This is a genomic window from Marinomonas rhizomae (assembly GCF_024397855.1).
GTDB classification, from domain to species: domain Bacteria; phylum Pseudomonadota; class Gammaproteobacteria; order Pseudomonadales; family Marinomonadaceae; genus Marinomonas; species Marinomonas rhizomae_A.
Genome location: NZ_CP073343.1, coordinates 757,904 through 781,272, shown reverse-complemented (window position 1 = coordinate 781,272; position 23,369 = coordinate 757,904). Strand labels below are relative to the sequence as shown.

At 44.4% G+C, this 23,369-nt stretch carries 19 protein-coding genes and 1 tRNA gene; 11 read left to right on the top strand and 9 right to left on the bottom strand.

The features are described from left to right. Positions 1 to 63: 63 nt before the first annotated feature. On the top strand, positions 64 to 2,163 hold the full coding sequence (locus KDW99_RS03560) for a TonB-dependent siderophore receptor (protein ID WP_255827950.1): 2,100 nt from the start codon (positions 64 to 66) through the stop codon (positions 2,161 to 2,163). A gap of 178 nt (positions 2,164 to 2,341) precedes the next feature. Here KDW99_RS03560 and KDW99_RS03555 read toward each other — a convergent pair. Together KDW99_RS03555 and KDW99_RS03550 are read right to left on the bottom strand one after the other, a co-directional pair. Further along, positions 2,342 to 2,418, bottom strand: a tRNA-Arg gene (locus tag KDW99_RS03555). A gap of 192 nt (positions 2,419 to 2,610) precedes the next feature. Beyond that, a complete protein-coding gene (locus KDW99_RS03550; protein ID WP_255827949.1) occupies positions 2,611 to 2,904 on the bottom strand; it encodes a putative quinol monooxygenase in 294 nt (97 codons plus the stop codon). Positions 2,905 to 3,050: 146 nt separating this feature from the next. On the opposite strand from KDW99_RS03550, the gene KDW99_RS03545 reads away from it, so the two are divergent. Beyond that, positions 3,051 to 3,389 carry a c-type cytochrome gene (locus tag KDW99_RS03545; protein WP_255827948.1) on the top strand — a complete coding sequence of 113 codons (339 nt, stop codon included), beginning with the start codon at positions 3,051 to 3,053 and terminating at the stop codon, positions 3,387 to 3,389. Here the strand turns inward: KDW99_RS03545 and rep are convergent. From rep to KDW99_RS03530, 3 genes are all read right to left on the bottom strand, one after another. After that, positions 3,386 to 5,434 (bottom strand): DNA helicase Rep, encoded by a 2,049-nt coding sequence (gene rep, locus KDW99_RS03540; protein ID WP_255827947.1) that lies wholly within the window; start codon positions 5,432 to 5,434, stop codon positions 3,386 to 3,388. The two genes, KDW99_RS03545 and rep, sit on opposite strands and share 4 nt — an antisense overlap. A gap of 155 nt (positions 5,435 to 5,589) precedes the next feature. Next, the gene (locus KDW99_RS03535) at positions 5,590 to 6,519 is read right to left on the bottom strand and encodes a bile acid:sodium symporter family protein (RefSeq protein ID WP_255827946.1); all 930 of its coding nucleotides are present in this window, start codon (positions 6,517 to 6,519) and stop codon (positions 5,590 to 5,592) included. 207 nt (positions 6,520 to 6,726) lie between these two features. After that, positions 6,727 to 8,238, bottom strand: coding sequence for a YifB family Mg chelatase-like AAA ATPase (locus KDW99_RS03530; RefSeq protein WP_255827945.1), 1,512 nt, complete (start codon positions 8,236 to 8,238; stop codon positions 6,727 to 6,729). A gap of 115 nt (positions 8,239 to 8,353) precedes the next feature. On the opposite strand from KDW99_RS03530, the gene KDW99_RS03525 reads away from it, so the two are divergent. Continuing rightward, positions 8,354 to 8,569: a TIGR02450 family Trp-rich protein gene (locus KDW99_RS03525; protein WP_255827944.1), complete on the top strand. Its 216-nt coding sequence runs from the start codon at positions 8,354 to 8,356 to the stop codon at positions 8,567 to 8,569. A gap of 45 nt (positions 8,570 to 8,614) precedes the next feature. Here KDW99_RS03525 and KDW99_RS03520 read toward each other — a convergent pair whose 3' ends face one another. Beyond that, positions 8,615 to 8,854 (bottom strand): accessory factor UbiK family protein, encoded by a 240-nt coding sequence (locus KDW99_RS03520; protein ID WP_255827943.1) that lies wholly within the window; start codon positions 8,852 to 8,854, stop codon positions 8,615 to 8,617. 492 nt (positions 8,855 to 9,346) lie between these two features. Here KDW99_RS03520 and glnK point away from each other — a divergent pair, with 492 nt between their 5' ends. The 4 genes from glnK (at position 9,347) to radA (ending at position 14,172) form a co-directional block, all read left to right on the top strand. Further along, positions 9,347 to 9,685: a P-II family nitrogen regulator gene (glnK, locus tag KDW99_RS03515; RefSeq protein WP_024023270.1), complete on the top strand. Its 339-nt coding sequence runs from the start codon at positions 9,347 to 9,349 to the stop codon at positions 9,683 to 9,685. Between the two features lie 39 nt (positions 9,686 to 9,724). Continuing rightward, positions 9,725 to 10,990, top strand: coding sequence for an ammonium transporter (locus tag KDW99_RS03510; RefSeq protein ID WP_255827942.1), 1,266 nt, complete (start codon positions 9,725 to 9,727; stop codon positions 10,988 to 10,990). 199 nt (positions 10,991 to 11,189) lie between these two features. Beyond that, positions 11,190 to 12,722: a carbon-nitrogen hydrolase family protein gene (locus KDW99_RS03505; protein ID WP_255827941.1), complete on the top strand. Its 1,533-nt coding sequence runs from the start codon at positions 11,190 to 11,192 to the stop codon at positions 12,720 to 12,722. 61 nt (positions 12,723 to 12,783) lie between these two features. Further along, positions 12,784 to 14,172: a DNA repair protein RadA gene (radA, locus tag KDW99_RS03500; RefSeq protein ID WP_255827940.1), complete on the top strand. Its 1,389-nt coding sequence runs from the start codon at positions 12,784 to 12,786 to the stop codon at positions 14,170 to 14,172. 24 nt (positions 14,173 to 14,196) lie between these two features. Here radA and KDW99_RS03495 read toward each other — a convergent pair whose 3' ends face one another. Further along, entirely contained in the window at positions 14,197 to 14,487 is a 291-nt protein-coding gene (locus tag KDW99_RS03495) for a DUF1289 domain-containing protein (protein ID WP_255827939.1), read from the bottom strand. 31 nt (positions 14,488 to 14,518) lie between these two features. Then, positions 14,519 to 15,052: an alpha/beta hydrolase gene (locus tag KDW99_RS03490; protein ID WP_255829248.1), complete on the bottom strand. Its 534-nt coding sequence runs from the start codon at positions 15,050 to 15,052 to the stop codon at positions 14,519 to 14,521. A 472-nt stretch (positions 15,053 to 15,524) separates the two neighbouring features. Between KDW99_RS03490 and KDW99_RS03485 the strand changes: the two genes are divergently transcribed. Further along, positions 15,525 to 16,337 carry a GGDEF domain-containing protein gene (locus KDW99_RS03485; protein WP_255827938.1) on the top strand — a complete coding sequence of 271 codons (813 nt, stop codon included), beginning with the start codon at positions 15,525 to 15,527 and terminating at the stop codon, positions 16,335 to 16,337. Between the two features lie 60 nt (positions 16,338 to 16,397). Here KDW99_RS03485 and KDW99_RS03480 read toward each other — a convergent pair whose 3' ends face one another. Next, positions 16,398 to 17,888: a CoA-acylating methylmalonate-semialdehyde dehydrogenase gene (locus KDW99_RS03480; RefSeq protein ID WP_255827937.1), complete on the bottom strand. Its 1,491-nt coding sequence runs from the start codon at positions 17,886 to 17,888 to the stop codon at positions 16,398 to 16,400. A gap of 177 nt (positions 17,889 to 18,065) precedes the next feature. On the opposite strand from KDW99_RS03480, the gene KDW99_RS03475 reads away from it, so the two are divergent. From KDW99_RS03475 to KDW99_RS03465, 3 genes are all read left to right on the top strand, one after another. After that, positions 18,066 to 18,971, top strand: a complete 906-nt coding sequence (locus KDW99_RS03475; protein WP_255827936.1) for a LysR family transcriptional regulator — start codon at positions 18,066 to 18,068, stop codon at positions 18,969 to 18,971. A gap of 137 nt (positions 18,972 to 19,108) precedes the next feature. Continuing rightward, positions 19,109 to 20,221, top strand: a complete 1,113-nt coding sequence (locus tag KDW99_RS03470) for an efflux RND transporter periplasmic adaptor subunit (protein WP_255827935.1) — start codon at positions 19,109 to 19,111, stop codon at positions 20,219 to 20,221. After that, positions 20,221 to 23,310, top strand: coding sequence for an efflux RND transporter permease subunit (locus tag KDW99_RS03465; RefSeq protein ID WP_255827934.1), 3,090 nt, complete (start codon positions 20,221 to 20,223; stop codon positions 23,308 to 23,310). Before KDW99_RS03470 ends, KDW99_RS03465 begins: the two co-directional genes overlap by 1 nt. Positions 23,311 to 23,369: the final 59 nt, after the last annotated feature.

Sequence of the window (23,369 nt, the reverse complement as noted above, 5' to 3'; positions counted from 1 at the left end):
AATTTTAATCAATAATCATTAGCAATACTGTTTTCATAACATAAAATTATAGAGGAACCTGAAATGAACAAGAAAAGCACTCTTCCCTTGAAGTTAAAGCAAAGCCATTGTGCTGCCGCGACACTTTTCTGCTACTCCGTACTAACACCAATAGCAGGTTATGCAGAAACAGAAAATGAAGCAGGCACCTTTAGACTTTCTCCTATCATGGTGAATGATCAAGCCATAGCCGATGATGACTCAGAGTCTGTTGTAGCAAAAGAGTTATGGGTCGGTGGTAAAGTCGCCACCAGCATTCAAGACACACCGGCGTCCGTCTCTGTCATCACTGAAAAAGAAATCAAGCAACGTGGCGCCAGCACCACAGAAGAAGTGCTTGAATACACACCAGCTACAGTGACAGGCTACTACAGTACCGATGACCGAAATGACTATTTTCAGATTCGTGGCTTTAGCGCCACAACCTATCGCGATGGACTCACTCTTGGCTCCATGAGAGGCATTAGAGAAGACGCTTACGCTTTCGAACGCGTTGAAGTGATCCGCGGGGCGAACTCCACCTTATTCGGCCCTGCTGACCCAGGTGGATCCATCAACTTTGTGAGTAAACAACCAAAATTCTATGGTTTTAATAATGCCTTCGTCACCTATGGATCTAATGACCATAAAGAAGTCGGCATCGATGTCGGCGACACACTGGATGAAGACAAAACGCTAGCTTACCGACTAACGGGTAAAATAAAAGACAGTGACCGAGAATACGATTACTCAAAAGACGATTCGCAATTCATCATGGGCGGCCTTTCTTGGGAGCCTAATGACAACACCAGAGCCAACCTAATTGTTGACTACCTAAAAACCGACTCTTCACCAAACAGTGGTGGCTATCCTGCTGGTAAAGACTACGACAGCAGCTTATTTTACGGTGAACCTGATTATAATTCCCACGATGTAGAGCGAACCAACATCAGCGCCAATGTTACCCACAAGCTTGATAACGGCTTCAAAATTATTTCCAACGTACGATACAGTGATGCCGAAGACAGCTTTGGTTACTTGTATCTAAGCAAATATTCTAGCGACACATCAGGCACTACTATGGGGCGTGACTATTATGCCCAAGCTTCCAAGCTAGAGCAGTTGAATGGTAATCTGCTAGGTCAGTATGACATCAGTTTTGACCGACTAGACAGCAGTACTGTATTTGGTGTTGAGTATCAGGATGCAACAACCGATTCCACTACCTACTATGGAAGCGCTTCAAGTATTGATATTAATAATCCAGTTTATTCTGGCGCTCCTGCAAATACGCCTGTCTACGGAAACACAAAAACTGATTACCAAACAAAAGCTGTGTTGATTCAACAAAATTTTGCTTTAGACGATAAATACATCCTGACTCTTGGCGCGCGTCACGACGACATTGATGTTCGTCAAATGAACTATTTAACCAGCACCAAGTCATCAAATGACTTTTCAGAAGACACCTTCCGCTCGGCATTCACATACAAATTCAGCGATGAAGTCTCCGCTTACATAAGCCAAGTAGAGTCAGTAGCACCGCCATCAGCAACAAGTACCAAAATTGTCCGCGGCGACCAGACTGAGGTCGGTGTTAAATACTCACCCAGTAATATGAATGCCCTGTTCTCTATTGCTGTTTACGATCTTGAAAAAAGCAATGTAGAAACTTCATCTTTCCAAAGTAGCGGCATCGTTCGTGAAACCATTGGTAAAAACCAAGTGAAAGGTGTGGATCTAGAAGCTCGAGCGGAGTTAACCGATAATTTAAGCATCTCAGGTGGTTACTCATACATGGAACCAAAAATTACCAAAGATGATAACTACGAAGGTAAAACGATCTCATATACACCCAAGCATTCCGCTTCTGTATGGGGACATTACACACTTCCACGCCAAGACATGTCTATCGGTCTAGGGGCTCGTTACATCGGCTCCTACTACTTCACTAATACCAACGATTCAAAAAGTGAATCGGCTATCATAGTCGATGCTTCTTTTGGCTATGAGGTTACACAAGATACCCAACTTTCTATGAACATCAGCAACTTACTTGGCAAAGAATACGTCGCAGGTTCTGGTTCAGCTGACTTCTACAATCCAGGCAGAGATATCACTCTTACCTTAAACCACAGCTGGTAAACAGCACTAATGCAATAAATCGAACACCATCCCTTTTATTTAGCCAGTATGGATATCCATACTGGCTTTTTTTGGGCACGACTTTTTCAAGAACAATAGAGCCCAGCAATCACCAGCTGACCATTATTTGACTATCATAAGAATTGATTGTTTTTTTTACATGTGCGGGAATTAAAAATGGTACGCCCGAGAGGATTTGAACCTCCGACCTTCGCCTCCGGAGGGCGACGCTCTATCCAGCTGAGCTACGGGCGCATGACTTGTTGCGTGGCGCTAATAGCTTTGTATGAAACAAAGCGGCCAGAACAAATTGGAGTGCGTATTCTAAAGGAAATTCTTCAGGTTTCCAGTGCTTAAAGTAATAAAGAACAGATATTAGCGGTTTTTTATTACTTTGCTGCCACAGAGATTTTCTAGCCAGCTGTTTATAGAGTGAACAGCCAGCTATCAGCCAATTTTATGCAGTTCCGTGACATTAAAGTCTGCAATCACATCTTTGGTGACTTCCAGAAAGGCGTTAATGTGATCTGTATTCATATGGTCTTGCCAGACATCATAATCTGCCCAACGTTCGAAGAAGACAAAGGCATCGGGATGTTTGTTATCTTGATGAAGGTCGTATTGAAGGCAACCAACTTCTGCTCTGGTTGGCTCTAGAAGTGTTTCAAGCGCGGCTTGCAGCTCGGCTCCTTTGCCAGGGTGAGCGATAAGATTAGCAACGAGAACGAGTTCGGTGGTCATAATTTTTTCCTTGTCTTATTAACTTATTGAAAACCTTACACGACTGCTATGCGCGCTAATACTGTGTTAAAAATACGCGTACGAAAGCATGCCCTTGTGTTTTAATAACTGTACCGTTTTTGACTCTGAATCGCTAAGGAATCATTGTGACTTTTTCTCTCACGACATTGACCAAGCCGCTTGTTGCTCTGGCTTTTATAGGCTTCGCGCTTGGCCTGTCTTCTTTTGCCAATGCCGCACGCTCTGGCGAGGCGCTGTACAACAGTTTTTGCATTGCCTGTCACATGAATGGCGTTGCAGGCGCGCCAAAATTTGGTAATAAGGCTGATTGGCAACCACGCATTGAAAAAGGCATTGATACTTTATTAAAAGATGCGACAACAGGTTTTAAAGCCATGCCGCCGAAGGGGTTGTGCTTTGATTGCAGCGAAGACGAGTTGCGTGGTGCGATTCAATATATGATCGACCACAGCTCAAGTGATTAACCGTTTAACATCGCTTTTAACGCCGACAAAGACGCTTGGCCACGTTCTTTTTTAGTGCTTTCTCCTTCGTCGCTGCGACCTTCCCACACCAAGTCTTCTTCTGGTAATTCGTCCAAGAATCGACTTGGCAAGCAGTCGATCTCTTCACCGTATTGACGACGTTTCGCCGCTAAGGTGATACACAAGGTCTTTTTCGCCCGAGTGATGCCCACATAAGCCAGTCGACGTTCTTCTTCAATGTCGTCGTTCTCTATGCTGTTTCTATGAGGCAAAAGCTCTTCTTCACAACCAATCAAAAACACATGGGGATACTCCAAGCCCTTGGAGGCATGCAGCGTCAGTAACTGCACCTTGTCTTCGTCTTCCTCTTCTTCTTGGCGTTCCAGCATGTCGATTAATAACAGCTTACTAATCGCTTGATCCAAGCCTGCTGTTTCATCTTCTTCCCATGCGGACTCCATCATGCGCTGAATGGAATCGAGCAAGAAGCGCACGTTTTCGATGCGTCGATCACCCGCTTTGTTAGAGGAGGTTTGCTCTTGAATCCAGCCGTAATAATCCATGTCGTGAATCATTTGCTCGATCACGGGGACAGGTGAAGCGCCTTCTAGGCGTTGGCGCAAATTGGACATCCAACGCTCGAAATCCTGCAAGCTTTTTAATGATCGACCAGAAATAGTTTCTTCTAGCTCTTTGTAACCCGATGCTTCAAACAGACTTACGCCGCGCTCGGTGGCCAAATTACCGACCTTTTCCAGCGTTGCGGGTCCAATTTCTCGGCGTGGCAGGTTCACGATACGCAAGAAGGCATTGTCGTCCGATGGGTTCACCAAGAGACGTAAATAACTCATTAAATCTTTGATTTCCGCACGCGAGAAAAACGACGTACCGCCGTTCATCTTGTAAGGAATACGGTAGGCTTGCAGCTTGATTTCCAACAGACGCGCTTGGTGATTACCACGATATAAGATGGCAAAATCTCGATAAGGAATTTCATGACGCAAATGGCGTGATTGAATTTCCGCCGCTACACGTTCTGATTCGGCGTCTTCGTTACGGGTCACCATAACACGAATCGGGTCGCCCTCTTCGTGATCACTCCACAAGGCTTTATCGTAAATATGCGGATTGTTGGCGATCAAGGTGTTGGCCGCTTTCAATATGGTTTTAGTCGAGCGATAATTTTGCTCCAACTTAACCAGTTTTAAACTCGGGTAATCAACAGACAAGCGCTCAAGGTTTTCAGGACGTGCGCCACGCCACGCATAAATAGATTGGTCATCATCGCCCACCAGAGTAAAACAACGACGAAACCCAGCTAACAAACGAATCAATTCATACTGGCTGGCATTGGTGTCTTGGCACTCATCCACCAGCAAGTAGCGAACTTTGTTTTGCCAGCGATCCCGCAATTCCGCATCGGCCATTAACAAACTAACCGGCAACAAGATCAAATCATCGAAATCCACCGCGTTGTAAGCACGCAAATAACGCTGATATTGCACATACACTTGCGCCGCTAGCAAAAACTCTTCGGTGTCTGCATTTGTCATGGCTTCTTGTGGTGTGGTTAGGTCATTTTTCCAGTTGGAAACCGTATTTTGACAGTAAGCGGCCGAGTCGGTTTGACCGTTGAATTCTTTGTCGAGGATTTCTTTAATAAGACTAAGGGAGTCTTGGGAATCAAATAGAGTGAAGCCTTCTTTTAAACCTGCACGTCGATATTCTTTTCGAAGAATCCGTAAGCCTAAATTATGGAAAGTCGAGATACTCAAGCCGCGACTTTCTTGTTTAGACAGCATGCCAACAACACGCTCTTTCATTTCGCGCGCGGCTTTATTGGTAAAGGTTACCGCGATAATGCTGTTTGCCTTAAAACCACAGGTTTGAATCAGATAGGCTATTTTTGTGGTGATTACACTGGTTTTTCCTGATCCAGCACCCGCTAATACTAGCAAAGGCCCATCGATTTGTTTGACGGCATCTAACTGACGCTCATTCAAATTACGAAGACGATGGGATATGGATGGCATTAACTCACTCATGGAAAAACTCTGGCTCGTAAGGCTATTAAAAATCAGCGCTAAGTGTACCCGACAATGAAGAATCTCGCACTGAGATAAAAATCATAAGAGCAAAACCAACCGACAAAAAAGGGATGCGTAAATGGCATCCCTTTTTTTGTCGCTAAGTAAATATCTTATTTATCAGTATCTTGAGCGTTGCTTTCAGTAACTGGTCGACGACTCCAGTAGCTCGCCAACAAAGACCCTGAAATATTGTGCCACACACTGAAAATAGTGCTTGGTAGCGCTGCCATCGGCGTAAAGAATTTCACCGCAAGCGCAGCAGCCAAACCAGAATTTTGCAAGCCGACTTCAAACGCAACAGTACGACAAACACGTTGATCAAATCCGAGTAAGTAAGTTACCCAGTAGCCCAAAGTTAAACCTATCGCATTGTGAAGAATAACCGCAGCCGCAACGACCAAGCCAACTTGTACAATTTTAGAAGCACTCAATGCCACCACAATGGCAATGATTAGCACGATAGCAAACATCGAAATGTAAGGAAAAATCGGTTCAGCCTTGCGGACAAACTTAGAGAAAAACGTGTTAATCAATACACCAGCCGCTACAGGAAGAAGCACAATTTTAAACAAGCTCATTAACATGCCAGCGACAGGCACATCGACACTTTGACCAATCATTAACGACACTAAAAATGGTGTCAATATTACGCCAAGCAAGGTCGAAATAGCCGTCATGGAAATAGACAGCGCTGTGTCGCCTTTCGCTAAGTAACACATAACATTCGATGAGGTACCACCAGCTACACTGCCCACAAGCAACATGCCAACGGTTAATTCCGTATCAAAACCAAACGCAAAGGCTACACCAAAGGCAGCAATCGGCATGACCAAAAATTGCAACAACACGCCAACACCGACGGCTTTGCCGTTCTTCAACACTTGCTTGAAGTCCGTAGGACTTAAAGTCAATCCCATTGCCAGCATAATGATGGTCAATAATGGAACGATTTGAGTTTTCAAACCAACGAATAAATCAGGTTGAAAGAAGGCAATTGCAGAAAGCAATAGAGCCCAAACAGGAAACAGCTGGATAACCATAAGACAAAACTCCACATAGGCTACTCGCCATTGCCACCAATAAATTGACAAGAGCGAGTACGCAACGACTATTTAATTATTATTAACCCCAGAAACGGGGGGATAATTGTATCGAAATGAAATATGTTAAAACAGTTTTTATCTTGTATTTAGAAGAGACACAAACTTCAATTTCACTTTATTAAAGACCCAATCAAAATGGCCACTTCATGACGACACCGCCATGGATAAAGTCTTCTCCATTTTCCTGTAACTTAAAGATTCCATTAAATGCGCCCTAGTGACTGGAGAATCGTTTAAATCAGCCAAGGTAAGCGCAACTTTTAATACTCTATGATACGCACGAGCTGAGAGTTTCAACTTTTCCAACGCCTGTTGCATGAACTGCTTGTCATCATCACTTAACGCACAAATGGCTTCTAACTGACGGCCGCTTAACAGTGCATTTTGCACTCCTTGGCGTGACCTTTGCCTTGCGACGGCACGCTCTACTCGTTCACGTACACTGATGCTGCTCTCTCCTTCTTCTTGAGCATTGACCAAAACATTCGAAGGCAAAGGTGGCACTTCGACGTGTAAATCAATACGATCTAAAAAAGGCGCAGAGAGTTTCTTAAGATATTTCTGGCTGGCACTCGATTGATAATAATCTTGGCCTCCGCTGTAAGCTTCATTACTGGCGTTCATAGCTGCCACCAGCTGAAATCGAGCGGGAAAGGTAACCTGACCGCGAGCCCGTGAAATATGTACTTCGCCGTTTTCCAATGGCTCTCGCAGCACCTCTAACACTTTGCGGTCGAATTCTGGTAATTCATCAAGGAATAAAACGCCACAATGCGCCAAAGACGCTTCGCCCGGTTGGGGAATGGAGCCACCTCCTACTAGCGCTGCCGCGGAGCAAGAGTGATGAGGAGACCGAAAAGGTCGCTCGGACCAATGCCAATCCAGCCCCATTTTTCGCCCTGCTACCGATTGAACTGACGCCACCGCCAATGCTTCCGCTTCTGTCATTGCAGGCATTATGCTGGGTAAACGAGACGCCAACATGGTTTTACCCGTTCCCGCTGGACCAATAAATAAGAGATTATGTCCACCCGCGGCGGCGACTTCTAAGGCTCGACGTGCTTGATATTGGCCTTTCACATCGCGCATGTCTTTATGATCTAGCGGCAATGGCTCGGCCGTTTTTGATACACAAACAGGCAGTGTAGTTTGCTTCAATAAATGCGCTGTCACTTGGGTTAAATGTTTGGCAAATACGGCATTGCCTTCCACAAGAGCGGCTTCTTGTTGATTGTCCTCAGGAAGAATCAATTGACGATTCGCTTGATGACAAGCAATAGCAGACGGCAATAATCCGGGGACACCACGAATGTCACCTGACAACGCCAGTTCTCCAATAAATTCGGTATCTCGTAGATTCAACTCGCCAAGCTGCCCTGAGGCGACTAATACACTGATAGCAATCGCCAAATCATAACGACCGCCCTCTTTAGGCAAATCTGCTGGCGCTAGATTGATAGTCACCCGTCGAGTAGGAAATTCAAAATGACTGTTAATAATCGCGCTACGCACACGATCTTTTGCTTCTCGTACAGCTGCTTCAGGCAAGCCTACTATGTTTAGAGAAGGAAGCCCGTTTGAAATATGGGTTTCAACGGTAACTAACGGGGAAGACACACCCACGCGGGCACGACTATAAATAGTGGCTAAACTCATGATCACTCCTTGATCAAATTATTTATTTGTTATGCTTTATTACGTGAAAAGCAATCCAGCTAGTCACTTGTTTCGTATCTAGATTTGTTCAGTTTTTATAAGGTTAAACATCCTAATGCACCAAATAAACCCCAATAAGCTTCTGCTATCGAAATGGACGTCCACATCGCCACAACAAAAAGAGAAGCATTTCATTGTCACTAAACTGATTCGTGATGAAGACGACATCGTCGTAGAATGTGTGCTTGAAGCCGTCATCAACAAAAATCAGTATTACTTGCCTTGGCAAACGCTAGCGTCGCCAGACGATTGGCTTCAAGGTTGGAAATAGCTCAAATAAGCGAGCTTTCCAAATCTCGACTACAAGGAGACCAGATCAGTCGTTTTTCTCTAGCTCGTTTAAACGCGCTTCTAGCACAGCCAGCTTTTCACGGTATTTGGCTAACATCGATGCTTGCACTTCAAACTCTTCGCGGGTCACCAAATCCATTTTCGTTAAGGTATTCTGTGCGACCTGATGAAGCTGAGCCTGAATTTCTTCTTTTGGTAGCTTGCCTAATGTTTCTGCGGCTTGGCCTAGACCGGTTCCAAGCTGCTTTATAAATTGATCAATCATACGAGTCTCTTTTTCTGCGTTTACAATACAATAGTATAAAAGCCTAACTAAGGCGCTAACAAGGGATCTTGGTGAACATCTTGTGTAACACTGCCCTTTTTATTAACACTCCAATCGATTTTATTGCCTCTTTAGTGTGCATAAACTCAAACATTGTCGTTTCTATTAAAGACCCTCTCTCACTAAAGCGCACATACTATTCTCATGTTGCGAGTCTATTTTTCAATTAGAACCAACAAGATAGCCGCAATCACTTATTTTCTTTCTCGTAAAAATGCCACATTCGCACCAACTTAATGCAGCAATTTATAGCAACAACCCAATATGCCGCACTAATTAAAGCGATACACGGCTCTTTTTAATTTCGTAAAGTCGACAAAATCCTTACAAAGCCATTGTTATAAGGGCATCCCCATATGTGGCACGCATATTGAATAGAGCTAGGTACCTGCGATACGACAATAAAACTGACTTTTTAAGGAGACAGTGGGTATGAAGCTTATAACTGCCATCATCAAGCCATTTAAACTCGATGATGTTCGAGAAGCACTTTCTGAAATCGGCGTTCAAGGTATCACCGTAACAGAAGTAAAAGGTTTCGGACGTCAAAAAGGCCACACAGAACTATACCGCGGCGCTGAATATGTAGTGGATTTTTTACCTAAGGTAAAAATCGAACTTGCCATTGCGGACGATATGACCGACCAAGTAGTTGAAGCCATCACTGGTGCAGCAAACACTGGCAAAATCGGCGACGGTAAGATCTTTATCGTTAACCTTGAACAAGCGGTTCGTATTCGTACCGGTGAGACTGGTGTAGAAGCAGTTTAATCACTGCTCGATTTATACAAGCCTTTAGGGGGGCGAAACATGCAAGATCAAATTTTTCACTTACAATATGCGATGGACACCTTTTACTTCTTGGTGTGTGGCGCGCTGGTTATGTGGATGGCAGCTGGATTTGCCATGTTGGAAGCGGGTCTAGTACGTGCTAAAAACACCACTGAAATTCTTACTAAAAACGTGGCTTTGTTTGCCATTTCTTGTGTTATGTACCTAGTTTGTGGTTACGCCATCATGTACGGCGGCGACTGGTTCCTTACTGGTATTCAAGACGTCGATGTGGCTTCTACTTTAACTGACTTCGCTGGTCGTGAAGGCGGATTCGAAGGCGGCGCAATCTACTCTGGCGCTTCTGATTTCTTCTTCCAAGTAGTGTTCGTTGCAACAGCAATGTCTATCGTATCTGGTGCGGTTGCTGAACGTATGAAACTTTGGGCTTTCCTAGTCTTTGCTGTTGTTATGACAGGTTTCATCTACCCAATGGAAGGTAACTGGACTTGGGGTGGCGGTTCTGTATTCGGTATGTTTAGCCTTGGTGACCTTGGTTTCACTGACTTTGCAGGTTCTGGTATCGTTCACATGGCCGGTGCTTCTGCTGCACTAGCTGGTGTATTGGTACTTGGCGCTCGTAAAGGCAAGTACGGTCCAAACGGTGAAGTTCGCGCTATTCCTGGTGCTAACCTTCCACTTGCGACATTAGGTACTTTGATCCTTTGGTTGGGTTGGTTTGGATTCAACGGCGGTTCTGTACTAAAACTTGGCGATATCGCTAGTGCTAACTCTGTTGCCATGGTGTTCTTGAACACTAACGCTGCAGCAGCGGGTGGCGCTATCGGTGCACTTATCCTTGCTCGAATCTTATTCGGTAAAGCCGATCTAACCATGCTTCTAAACGGCGTACTTGCTGGCTTGGTAGCAATCACGGCAGGTCCTGATACACCGTCAGCTCTAGGTGCGACTCTAATCGGTCTGGTTGGTGGTTTGATTGTTGTTGTGTCTATCTTGACTCTAGACAAGCTTAAAATCGATGATCCAGTGGGCGCAATCTCTGTTCACGGTGTGGTTGGTCTTTGGGGCTTGCTAGCTGTTCCACTAACGAACGATGGCACAACGTTCGGCGGACAAATTGCCGGCGCGCTTACTATCTTCGTTTGGGTATTCGTTTCTAGCCTAGTGGTTTGGTTAATCATCAAAGCCATCATGGGTGTTCGTGTAAGCGAAGAAGAAGAATACGAAGGTGTAGATTTCTCTGAATGTGGTATGGAAGCGTACCCAGAGTTTAAAAAGAGCTAATCGCTTTTCTTAAAAGCTCAGCGTTTTAAAATACAAACCCTCGCCTTGGCGGGGGTTTTCTTTTGCTAACACTATTGAGTTAATGCTTTACGCCCTCATCACTATTCAATCGACATGATACTGACTCACAATCTCCTACTTACTGACACAGATAAACGGTATCATGGCTAATACATAAGACCGATTTACAGAGGCCAACATGCAGCACGACGATCTACATTTAACGATACGCAACCTGACCAATAGCGATTACGAAGAAGTAAAAGTACTAATGGATAAGGTTTATCATGATATTGGTGGCTCATGGCCTGAACACACGATTCATAAATTGATCAAAGATTTTCCTGAAGGACAAATTTGCCTAGAAGATCACGGCAAAATTGTCGGCTTAGCGTTATCTGTACAAGTCAGCTACCAACGCTTCAGTAACCCACATACTTATGACGATCTTATCGACCAAAAAGAGAATGTTCTAAACGATGCTCGTGGTGATGCCATGTATGGTTTGGATGCGTTAATTGCCCCTGAATATCGAGGCTATCGCCTTGGCCGCCGACTATACGAAGCCAGAAAAGACCTTTGTCGCCAACATAATTTACGCGCTATTTTGGCCGGCGGTCGTATTCCAAATTATCACGAGCACGCCCATGAAATGAGCGCTGCGGAATATTTAGAAGCGGTGCGCGAACGTAAAATTTACGATCCGATTCTGACCTTCCAACTATCAAACGATTTCCAAGTCACTCGCTTGCTAAAACGCTATATGCCGGAAGATGAAAAGTCCCAAGGCTACGCAACCCTACTGGAATGGAAAAACATCTTCTTCGAACCCGATACCAACGTGATTCGCTCACGTAAAACACAGGTTCGTATCGGTGCGATTCAGTGGCAAATGCGTGAAGTAGAAAGCGTTGACGAGTTATTGAAACAAGTTGAATATTTTATCGATGCGGTGTCCGATTATAAAAGTGACTTTGTTTTATTCCCTGAGTTTTTCAATGCGCCATTGATAGGGCTGAGTCCTGATCAAAGTAATCAAACCGAAGCAATTCGCTTTTTGGCCAGCTTCACCGAACGCTTTATCAATGAAATGTCTCAGTTCGCAGTCAGCTATAACATCAACGTCATCACAGGTTCTATGCCAGTGATTGAAGATGAAACAGTTTATAACGTCAGCTACTTATGTCGCCGTGACGGAACTGTGGAAGAGCAAAAGAAAATTCACATTACCCCTCATGAACGCCGTGACTGGGTGATTGAAGGTGGTAACGAATTGCGCGTTTTCAATACCGATGCCGGCCGTGTAGGCATCTTGATTTGTTACGATGTGGAATTCCCTGAATTGGGCCGTCTATTGGCTGAACAAGACATGGATATTCTATTTGTACCATTCTGGACAGATACCAAAAACGGTTACTTGCGCGTACGTCGTTGTGCTCAAGCACGCGCCATTGAAAACGAATGTTACGTGGTTATTTGTGGCAGCTGTGGCAACCTTCCACAAGTAGAAAACCTAGACATTCAGTATGCGCAAAGTTCTGTATTTTCGCCTTCTGACTTCTCTTATCCGCACGATGCAGTCATGGCGGAAACCACACCAAACACAGAAATGATCATGTTCTCGGATCTGGATTTAGACAAGCTAAAACTGACTCGCAGCGAAGGCTCGGTAAACAACCTAAAAGATCGTCGTACCGACCTTTACTCAGTCAACTGGAAAAAATCGAAATAAGCGAAGCCGCTTTTTCCTGTGATAACATGGACGTTATCGCTACATCTTAAAGAGACTTATCATGGCCAAAGCAAAAACCGCTTTTGTATGCAATGAATGCGGAGCTGACTACGCAAAATGGCAAGGGCAATGCCAAGCCTGCAGCGCATGGAACTCCCTATCCGAAATACGCCTTACCTCTGGTAAGACCTCTGCTCGCGTTTCCGCCAGCCAAGATCCACGTTATCAAGGTTACGCTGGTGCGGTAACGGGCATCCAGAATTTATCCGATGTAGATTTAGGAGATGTACCTCGCTTTAGCTCCGGAGCAAACGAATTCGACCGAGTATTAGGCGGCGGGTTAGTCCCCGGTGGTGTGGTGCTGATTGGCGGACATCCTGGTGCAGGTAAAAGTACTTTACTACTGCAAACCATGTGTTGGCTCGCGCAGCAACAAAGTGCTTTGTACGTGACAGGTGAAGAATCCCTTCAACAAGTCGCCATGCGAGCACAACGCCTTGGTCTGCCAACGCAAAACCTAAAAATGTTGTCAGAAACCAATGTGGAAGCGATTTTAACCATCGCCCAACAAGTTAAACCTAAAGTCATGGTGATCGACTCGATCCAAGTTATGCATTTGGATGGCGTAGAATCGGCTCCCGGCAGTGTGTCACAAGTACGAGAAAGTGCCGCGGTTTTAACACGCTTCGCCAAACAAACCCAAACAGCGGTTTTGCTTGTCGGTCACGTGACCAAAGACGGTTCTTTGGCCGGACCAAAAGTACTTGAACACATGGTGGATTGCTCTGTTTTGCTGGAAGGCTCAGAAGACTCGCGTTTTCGAACACTTCGTGGCATGAAAAACCGCTTTGGTGCAATCAATGAATTGGGCGTTTTCGCCATGCTCGAAAATGGCTTAAAAGAAGTCAAAAATCCTAGCTCTATATTCTTGAATCGCAGCAATCATCCTGCGGCTGGCAGCCTTGTCATGGTGGTTTGGGAAGGAACGCGTCCTCTATTGGTTGAGCTTCAAGCTTTGGTCGATGATTCAGCATTAGGCAACCCAAGACGCGTTACCGTAGGCTTTGATCATAATCGCCTAGCAATGTTATTAGCGGTACTCCATAAGCATGGCGGCTTACTCACATCCGATCAAGATGTCTATTTAAACGTAGTAGGCGGTGTCAAAGTATTGGAAACAAGCGCGGATCTAGCGGCCATCGCGGCGGTGGTTTCTAGCTTTCGCGACAGAGTCTTGCCTCATGACTTGGTGGTACTTGGAGAGGTGGGTTTATCTGGTGAAATTCGCCCTGTGCCATCAGGGCAAGAACGTATTAGTGAAGCGGCGAAACATGGCTTTACCAGAGCCGTGGTACCAAAAGCCAATTGCCCGAAAAAGCCCATTGAAGGCATGAAGGTGATTGGAGTGGATCGTTTATCAGAAGCATTAGACGCGATTTTCGAAGACTAACGTTTAATCAAAGCAAGATTCTGCTTAATCGTTTGTTAGCTCAAAAAGATCTGCCACTGGCTCGGACTCATCCTCCATCCCATAGGGAAGCGCCTTGGCAGAATCGGCTTCCAGTCTGTCTTGGCGAGCTTTTAATAAACGTGCTCTGCGCTGCTTGCATAGGTCCAGTACTTGGTGACGATCTTCGTTTGATAAGGAGAACCAATGAAAGCGTTCTTCTCGACTGCGCAAACAGCCTTTGCAGAAACCTTTTTTACTATTTTCGCACACGCCTCGGCAAGGGCTTTCTATGACGAACAGTTCTATTTGCTCCATAATGCCCCCTAGACGTTAATATGAGGCGACGCTATTCTGTCGCCAACTCAAAATCGTACACTTCTTCAGGTGATAAAAAATACACTCGGTCTGCTGGTGCAGCATCCAGGGAAAACCAGTAAAAACGCTCTGGCACCCCCATCTCTAAATAAAAATTAACATATGTCGCATGAACAGGATCAGCGACATTTAGGCTTGTCGCACTGACTTTGGTGCCATCTGACCACGAATGAACGCCCACACCAGCACCAGCACCAATACTGCGCGTTACACCTCCTAAGAATAGATCAACACCACCAGAAAGCACATAACCCGTCGGTGCTATGTGTGTATTCAAACCAAGGCGACGAATCAAACGCGCACCTTCCATTGTCGCTTGTTGGTCAACGGAACCAGGCACATCCACCAAGACTAAATCTGTCACATTGGGATTTTTGCGTACCATATCACTGAGTTGCTTGACTAAATCGGCACCCAAAGCACCAGATAAGTACGCTGTATTTTTTTCCACCTCAATAACCAAACCATTTGAACTATCAGCATCTATTTTTTGATTCACTTCCATTCCTGAGCAAGCAGACAAAAATAGCGCTATAATTAAGCATGGAAATCTTGATAATGAAGCAACGCGACACTTTTTATTCATGTGATGTCCGGTATTGTGATAAAGAAATTCAACAGGAGTGAACCAAAGTAGATTCTATTTCGTACTAAGAGGGGTGCAATTAGTTGATGAAAAAGCACTTTCATATACCTAACTAAACAAGTCAAGGGTTGCATCACTCGTGGTAAATACTAGCCAATTAAATCATCCGCATTCGTTCACTTCAAACCACGCTTTCAATAGACTTCAGCAAGCGTCGACAATTCTAAATATAGCATCGGCAACGGGAAGTATTGCTCATTTTATTTTCCTTTTCTTATTTATCTATCTTGATCAAACTCTGCTTGCTTGGATCAATATTTTCAGCGTATCAGCTTGGCTACTAACCTTTTGGTTTAATCACAGGAAACAACATAATGTTTCGATTTTAATCATGAGTGTCGAGGTGCTTATTCACGCGATATTAGCCACCAGATTACTAGGAGTCGATGCAGGCTTTCAATATTACCTATGGTCTATGGCTCTACTCTTGATGGCTATTCCTTGTCTCAGTATCACATGGTCTACCATTATTGCTTTTGTCCATATAACCACATTTACTATACTCACTGTATTATCCCAAGACCAAGCAGACAGTTTAACCTCTTACTTGCCACTGCTATTTATAGCCAATGTAATAGGGGCAAGCCTTCCCTTTATTGCCACTGCTGCAATTTCCCGCTCGACCTACGCAAGCCAATATATATTAATGGCAGAATTAGCTGAAAAGGATGAACTCACTCAACTATTTAACCGTCGTTTTGGCCTTGAAGCATTAAATTATTATGTTAATCAAAAGGCTGAAAATAAAGTTCCTTTTTGCATCAGCTTAGTGGATGTTGACTATTTCAAAAGGGTAAACGATCTATTAGGCCACAGCAAAGGCGACGAGATTCTCGTCAAGATATCAAATTATCTATCAAAATCCATGCGAGAAACCGACATCTCAAGTCGTTGGGGTGGCGAAGAGTTTCTGTTCATCTTTCCCAATGTTGAACTTGCTCAAATTCAACAACGCATTGAAACAATCTGCAAAGAGATGCCAAACAAGATATCTGTAGAAAACTGGGAGCAAGCAATCAGCTGTAGCTTTGGGCTGATTCAAATTGAAGACAATGAGACAGCTGAAGACGCCTTAAAACGAGTCGATGAATCGCTTTATAAAGCAAAAGAAAATGGCCGTTACCAAGTAGTAAGCGACCATTAAAAACATTTCTCGCGCAGTATAAAAAATCAAAAGAAACGTCTGGGACTCTAAGCTTTCAATTTATGAAGGAAATGAAAAACTCTTCCCTTCACGAACGCCAGCCGAAGGCCAACGCTGAGTGATCGTTTTACGCTTGGTGTAAAAGCGCACAGCGTCTGGGCCATAAGCGTGTAGGTCACCGAACAAAGAACGCTTCCAACCACCAAAACTGTGATACGCCACAGGCACTGGCAAAGGTACGTTGATCCCCACCATGCCGACTTCAATATGATCGGAAAAGTAACGCGCTGCTTCCCCATCACGAGTAAAGATACAAGTACCATTGCCATATTCATGGTCATTAATCAGCGTCATAGCCTCTTCCATCGTATCGACTCGAACCACTTGCAGCACTGGACCAAAAATCTCTTGCTGATAACTGTCCATGTCTTTGGTCACACCATCGATCAGTGTCGCGCCAACAAAGAAACCATTTTCATAACCAGCGACTTGTGGATGACGGCCATCAACAACAACAGTCGCACCTTGCGCTTCTGCGCTATCAATAAAGCCAACGACTTTGTCTTTATGCTCTTGAGTAATAACTGGACCAAAGTCATTGGTTTTGTCTGAATACTCACCCACCTTAAGTGGTTTCATAGCATCCGCCATTTTACTAACCAAGGCATCACCCGCTGCTTTACCAACCGCAACCGCGACAGACAATGCCATGCAACGCTCACCAGAGGAACCAAAGGCCGCGCCAAGTAACTGACTAACGACGTTATCCATATCAGCATCTGGCATCACAATCGCGTGATTTTTCGCGCCACCTAGAGCTTGGCAACGTTTGCCGTTGGCGCTGGCTTTACTGTAAATGTATTCTGCAATCGGTGTAGAGCCAACAAAGCTCACGGCTTTGACTCGTTTGTCTTCTAACAAAGTATCCACTGCAACTTTATCGCCATTTACCACGTTAAAGACACCTGCTGGCAAACCTGCTTCATGCAATAATTCTGCGATAAACAATGCTGTACTTGGGTCGCGTTCAGACGGCTTCAAGACAAACGTATTACCGCATACAATCGCCATCGGAAACATCCATAATGGCACCATGGCAGGGAAGTTAAACGGTGTAATGCCTGCAACCACACCTAGTGGTTGAAACTCACTCCAAGAATCGATATTTGGGCCGACGTTTTTACTGTACTCACCTTTTAATAATTCAGGGGCACCACAAGCGTATTCGACGTTCTCAATACCTCGCTGCAATTCACCAGCAGCGTCATGGCAGATTTTGCCATGCTCGGCACCGATGAGTTCGCAAATTTTATCGGAATGCTTTTCCAATAAGGCCTTGTAATTAAACATGACACGAGCACGTTTTAACGGAGGAGTATTACGCCATTCAGGGTAAGCGGCTTGCGCTGCGGTAATGGCTTCTTCAACCGTTTCTCTAGAAGCAATAGCGACTTTTTTTGCGACCTTGCCTGTCGCCGGATTAAACACATCTTGAGTACGTTCAGCTTGCTCTGAATATTGACCGTCGATCAAATGCCCGATGATTTCCATGAGTACTCCATAAAGTCATTCTAAAAGGGTTAGCCGCATCATAACGACATAGTAAAAAATCACACTTGTAACAAATATTGACTCTACTATGCCAAGAGGCATAGATTATAAAAAGTCGAATCTATTAACGCTTAGTTAATCATTTACTTAACTAAATTATCTTGGGTGGGATCAACAATGAATCAATTTCAAAGTCAGGTAAGTGATGCAGACCTGCGTATTTTACGGATCTATAGGACAGTGGTGGAATGCGGCGGGTTTTCGGCTGCAGAAGTTGAGCTAAATATCAGTCGCGCCGCTATCAGTATTGCCATATCCGATTTAGAGACACGCTTAGGCTTTCGTTTATGTCAGCGGGGTCGTTCTGGGTTTTCGCTAACAAACGAAGGCAGTCAAGTCTATGATTTCACTTTGCAACTACTGTCTTCTATCGAAGACTTCAGAACCAATATCAATGCCCTCCACCAGCACTTAAAAGGAGAGTTAAATATTGGTATTACTGACAACCTAGTTACCCTGCCATATACCCGAATAACACGAGCCTTGGCCGGCCTAAAAGACAAAGGGCCGCAAGTCGCTATCAATATTCGAATGATTCCACCAACGGATGTAGAGCGAGGCGTTTTAGATGGACGTTTGCATGTGGGTATCGTGCCAGATTTGAAAATACTCAGCGGTTTGGATTATCACCACCTTTATGAAGAAGAGTCCAAGCTCTATTGCAGTGACACGCATCCTTTGTTTTCCGTCACCGATGACAAAATAACTAAAAACAAACTCAAAGACTACGACGCAGTGCTTCCTGCTTATGCTCAGACGCCTGAAATCAAAGCCCAACATCAACCCCTTACCACCAGCGCCACAGCCACTGACCGAGAAGGAATAGCTTTCCTTATTTTAACTGGGCGCTATATCGGCTTCTTGCCAGACCATGTAGCTGAACGTTGGATCCGAGATGGTCGCATGCGTGCAATTCTGCCAAATGAATGCCACTACATTACTCAGTTTTCCGCCATTACCCGCAAGGGGGCTCGTGCCAATTTGATTTTGGAAACATTTTTAGCCGAATTAGAAAAAACATAATGAAGAAAACATAACGCTCTGCATTAGATATTCAAATTAGGTAATATCTTTCATATATATTTAAAAGTTTATATCCCGGCCTCAGAGATATAAAATAGTTTCATCTAAATATTTCCTATATTTTTACGGAGCAATGAATGAATCCCCAAAAACGTTTTAATACGATTATTGGTCTAACGTTAGCCGTATCACTGCTACTAACGGGCTGCTCATCCAACGAAGATGAAACTGTCGTTGAAAAAGAAATTGTACGACCTGTCAAACTCATTACTATTGAGCCAACAGACTCTATCAATATTCGTCGCTTTCCTGCCGAATTAAAAGCCAGTGAAGAAGCCGACATCGCCTTCCGTGTTGGCGGACAGTTAATGCAAGTGAATGTTGTCGCTGGCCAACGCGTTAAAAAAGGTGAGCTTCTCGCCGTACTTGACCCAAAAGATTTCAAACTGGAAGTTGAGCTTGCGCAAGCAAATCAAAGCCTGGCTGAAGCGCAATTTAAACGTATTCAAAACCTACTACGCCAAGGCGCAACGACTCAGTCTCAATACGACTCGACCAAAGCGACCTTAGATCAAGCCAATAACGCATTACAAACGGCAAAAAACAAACTGCAATACACGAAAGTTTACGCTCCGTTTCAAGGGGTTATCGCCTCTGTAGCAACAGAAAACTTCCAGTACATTAGTGCTGCAGCACCTATTATGCATATCCAAAACATTGAGGACTTGGACGTTGAGTTTCAGGTTCCAGAAAGCTTAGTGGTTAGCATTAAATCAACACAATCAGATTACCAACCAAACGTCGTTGTTGATGTAGCGCCAGACGAAAAACTGTCAGGAACCTATAAAGAACATAATACAACCCCTGACCAAACAACCATGGCTTATGATGTATCACTTCGCCTAACTCGTAATAGCGCATCAAAACACACTCTATTACCTGGGATGACAGCGAACGTAGACATTGATCTAAGCCGCCTTTTAGGCGTGACAAAACATGTTGTTATTCCTGTTGAAGCCGTAATGCGCCATGAAGATATAGACACAGGTAAATCCAACAGCACCGTTTGGGTTTTCAACAAAGACACAGGTAAAGTGAATGCACGTGTCGTGACTCTTGGATCATTACAAGGCAATCAGATTGAAATCGCGTCTGGCCTTGAAGCAGGTGATCAAGTGGTTGCGGCTGGAGTAAGTAGTCTTACTGATTCTATGCACGTTCGCCCTTGGACACGTGAGCGAGGTCTATAATGGATATTGCTGCTTATTTCATTCAACGTAAAGTAACAAGCTGGATGGTGACACTGATCTTATTGGTCGGCGGCGCCATTGCGTTTACTAATCTGGGGCAATTAGAAGACCCTGAATTTACCATCAAGGATGCGTTAATCATCACTCAATACCCTGGTGCATCACCAGAACAGGTAGAAGAGGAAGTGACCTATCCGATTGAAACGGAACTACAGAACCTGCCTTATGTTGATAAAATCACATCAACCTCAAAAGCAGGTTATTCCAAAGTTCAATTAACGATCAAAGACACTTATCGTGCCAAAGAGCTTAAGCAAATTTGGGACGAAGTACGTAAGAAGATCCGCGATATTCAAGGCCAATTTCCAAGCGGTGTCGCTAACCCTATGGTGTTAGACGACTTTGGTGATGTGTACGGCGTGATGCTGGCGATTAATGGTGAAGGCTATCCATACAAAGACCTTAAAAATTACGTAGATTACATTAAACGTGAATTAGTATTGGTTGATGGCGTAGCGAAAGTAACCGTGGCGGCAGAGCAAAACGAACAAGTTACCATTGAGATTTCCCGTTCTAAAATGGCCAATATGGGCATAGCGCCAAGCCAATTAGAAACCTTACTAGCGAATCAAAACAGTGTATCGAATGCTGGCCGTGTAAAAGTTGGCAGTGAGTACATTCGCATTAGCCCGACGGGTGAATTCAAAGACATCTCTGAACTTGAAAACCTAATTGTTGGTACACCTACCGATGGCAATTTAATTCGTCTACGTGACATCGCCACAGTGAAACGTGAATACGTTGAGCCACAAACTCACATTGTTGATTTTAATGGCGCTAAATCACTGTTGCTTGGTATCTCATTTTCATCCGGTGTCAACGTGGTGAAAATCGGCGAAGCATTAGAAAACCGTATTGAAGAGCTACAGTACCAACAACCTGTTGGTCTAAACATGGAACCAATTTACTTCCAGTCAAAAGAAGTAGAACGTTCTGTATCCGATTTCTTGCTTAACCTTGTTGCCGCCGTTGCTATCGTTATTCTAGTGCTATTGGTCTTCATGGGCATTCGTTCTGGCATTTTGATTGGTATCATCCTACTGCTTACCATTCTTGGTACCTTCATTGTTATGGATTACTTCCATATCAATCTACAGCGGATTTCTCTTGGTGGTTTAATCATCGCCCTCGGGATGCTGGTGGATAACGCCATCGTGGTAACCGAAGGCGTGCTCATCGGTATGCAAAGAGGCATGACCAAAATACAAGCCGCCAGTGCGGTTGTAAAACAAACCAAATGGCCGCTTTTAGGTGCAACTGTTATTGCGGTGACAGCGTTTGCTCCAATTGGTTTGTCCCCAGACTCAGTGGGTGAATTCGTTGGTTCGCTGTTCTATGTCTTGCTGATTTCTTTGCTACTGAGCTGGATAACAGCCATTACCCTAACGCCTTTCTTTTGTGATTTATTTTTCAAAGAAACCATTACAAAAGCCAACAGCAAAGATGGCTCTGTAGAAGAATTAGCTGATCCATACAGAGGCTTCATCTTTACTGGCTATAAATGGCTGTTAGATAAAGCCATGCATTACCGTTGGGTTACTGTCATTCTGTTAGTAGGAAGCTTATTCACTGCAGGTTGGGCATTCCAATTTGTGAAGCAGTCTTTCTTCCCACCTTCCACAACCCCAATGTTCTATATGGACATTCAAATGCCGGAAGGAACTCACATAGACAGCACTTACGATACGGTACAACAGATTGAAACAGATCTTTTAAAAGATGATCGTATTAACTATGTAACATCAACAACGGGTCAAGGCGCGTTACGATTCATGCTGACTTACAATGCAGAACAGGCTAACTCTAGTTACGCTCAGTTCATCATTCGTACAGAAAGCACCGAAGTCATTCCGGGGTTACTCAAAGACTTGTATTACAAAATGCAGGAAGAGTATCCAGAGCTGGAAGTAAAACTACAACGTCTACAGTTAGGGCCAGCCAGTGGCGCGAAACTTGAAGCGCGTGTAAGTGGTCCAGATCCTAAACATTTACGTCAGATAAGCGCGCAAATCCAAGATATTTACCGTGCTGATGGCGGCCTTGAAAACATTAAAGATAACTGGCGTCAGCCTGTTAAGGTGCTTCGCCCAATATTTAATGATGCTCAAGCTCGACGTTTAGGCATCAGCAAGAAAGAATTGGACGATGTATTGTTAACCAACTTTACTGGGTCGCAAATTGGCTTGTACCGTGAAGGCACCGATTTACTACCAATCGTACGCACAGCACCAGAAAACGAGCGCGTTTCTATCGATCAAATTCGTGATTTGCAGATTTACAGCCCGGCGTCAGGATCTTACGTGACCCTTTCTACATTGGTCTCTGGTTTTGAAACCGTATGGGAAGATCCGATCATTGAGCGTCGTGACCGTAAACGTACTATCACTGTGATGGCTGACCCTAAGATTTTGGGCGATGAAACGGCCATGGCAATCTTTGGTCGTACTCGCGGTGCAATCGAAGCGATTCACTTGCCACCAGGTTACGTATTGGATTGGGGTGGCGAATACGAAAGCAGCACCGATGCTCAGGCAAACATATTCAAGGCATTGCCTATGGGCTACTTGTTTATGTTTATCATCACCATATTACTGTTTAACTCAATTCGCGTGCCACTGACCATTTGGTTCTGTGTGCCTCTCGCGTTAATTGGGGTGTCAACAGGATTACTCGTGATGAACTCGGCATTCAGCTTTATGGCGTTGCTTGGCTTCTTGAGTTTGTCTGGTATGACAGTGAAAAACGGTATCGTATTGGCGGATCAAATCAACTACGAACTCGAACAAGGTACAGAGAAGTATGAAGCTATTTTCAACTCCGCTGTAAGCCGTGTTCGCCCTGTTTGTATGGCAGCAATCACGACTATTCTTGGCATGGTGCCTTTGCTGTATGATGCTTTCTTTGAAGGCATGGCCGTAGTAATTTCTTTCGGTCTAGGCTTTGCGACCTTGCTAACACTGGTCGCAGTACCTGTCTTTTACGCCATGTTATTCCGAGTCAAATATCGTCATCACGCAGACTTTGAATAATACGACTGAATAATAAGCTAACCTTGTATTTAGAGTAAGGAGCCTTATCAATTTAATTT

Bases quoted from the DNA above. Each gene is read 5' to 3' on its own strand.
- KDW99_RS03560 (WP_255827950.1), top strand. From the start codon at position 64: ATGAACAAGAAAAGCACTCTTCCCTTGAAGTTAAAGCAAAGCCATTGT.
- KDW99_RS03550 (WP_255827949.1), bottom strand. From the start codon at position 2,904: ATGACCACCGAACTCGTTCTCGTTGCTAATCTTATCGCTCACCCTGGC.
- rep (WP_255827947.1), bottom strand. From the start codon at position 5,434: ATGAGTGAGTTAATGCCATCCATATCCCATCGTCTTCGTAATTTGAAT.
- KDW99_RS03535 (WP_255827946.1), bottom strand. From the start codon at position 6,519: ATGGTTATCCAGCTGTTTCCTGTTTGGGCTCTATTGCTTTCTGCAATT.
- KDW99_RS03530 (WP_255827945.1), bottom strand. From the start codon at position 8,238: ATGAGTTTAGCCACTATTTATAGTCGTGCCCGCGTGGGTGTGTCTTCC.
- KDW99_RS03525 (WP_255827944.1), top strand. From the start codon at position 8,354: ATGCACCAAATAAACCCCAATAAGCTTCTGCTATCGAAATGGACGTCC.
- KDW99_RS03520 (WP_255827943.1), bottom strand. From the start codon at position 8,854: ATGATTGATCAATTTATAAAGCAGCTTGGAACCGGTCTAGGCCAAGCC.
- glnK (WP_024023270.1), top strand. From the start codon at position 9,347: ATGAAGCTTATAACTGCCATCATCAAGCCATTTAAACTCGATGATGTT.
- KDW99_RS03510 (WP_255827942.1), top strand. From the start codon at position 9,725: ATGCAAGATCAAATTTTTCACTTACAATATGCGATGGACACCTTTTAC.
- KDW99_RS03505 (WP_255827941.1), top strand. From the start codon at position 11,190: ATGCAGCACGACGATCTACATTTAACGATACGCAACCTGACCAATAGC.
- radA (WP_255827940.1), top strand. From the start codon at position 12,784: ATGGCCAAAGCAAAAACCGCTTTTGTATGCAATGAATGCGGAGCTGAC.
- KDW99_RS03495 (WP_255827939.1), bottom strand. From the start codon at position 14,487: ATGGAGCAAATAGAACTGTTCGTCATAGAAAGCCCTTGCCGAGGCGTG.
- KDW99_RS03490 (WP_255829248.1), bottom strand. From the start codon at position 15,052: ATGGAAGTGAATCAAAAAATAGATGCTGATAGTTCAAATGGTTTGGTT.
- KDW99_RS03485 (WP_255827938.1), top strand. From the start codon at position 15,525: ATGAGTGTCGAGGTGCTTATTCACGCGATATTAGCCACCAGATTACTA.
- KDW99_RS03480 (WP_255827937.1), bottom strand. From the start codon at position 17,888: ATGGAAATCATCGGGCATTTGATCGACGGTCAATATTCAGAGCAAGCT.
- KDW99_RS03475 (WP_255827936.1), top strand. From the start codon at position 18,066: ATGAATCAATTTCAAAGTCAGGTAAGTGATGCAGACCTGCGTATTTTA.
- KDW99_RS03470 (WP_255827935.1), top strand. From the start codon at position 19,109: ATGAATCCCCAAAAACGTTTTAATACGATTATTGGTCTAACGTTAGCC.
- KDW99_RS03465 (WP_255827934.1), top strand. From the start codon at position 20,221: ATGGATATTGCTGCTTATTTCATTCAACGTAAAGTAACAAGCTGGATG.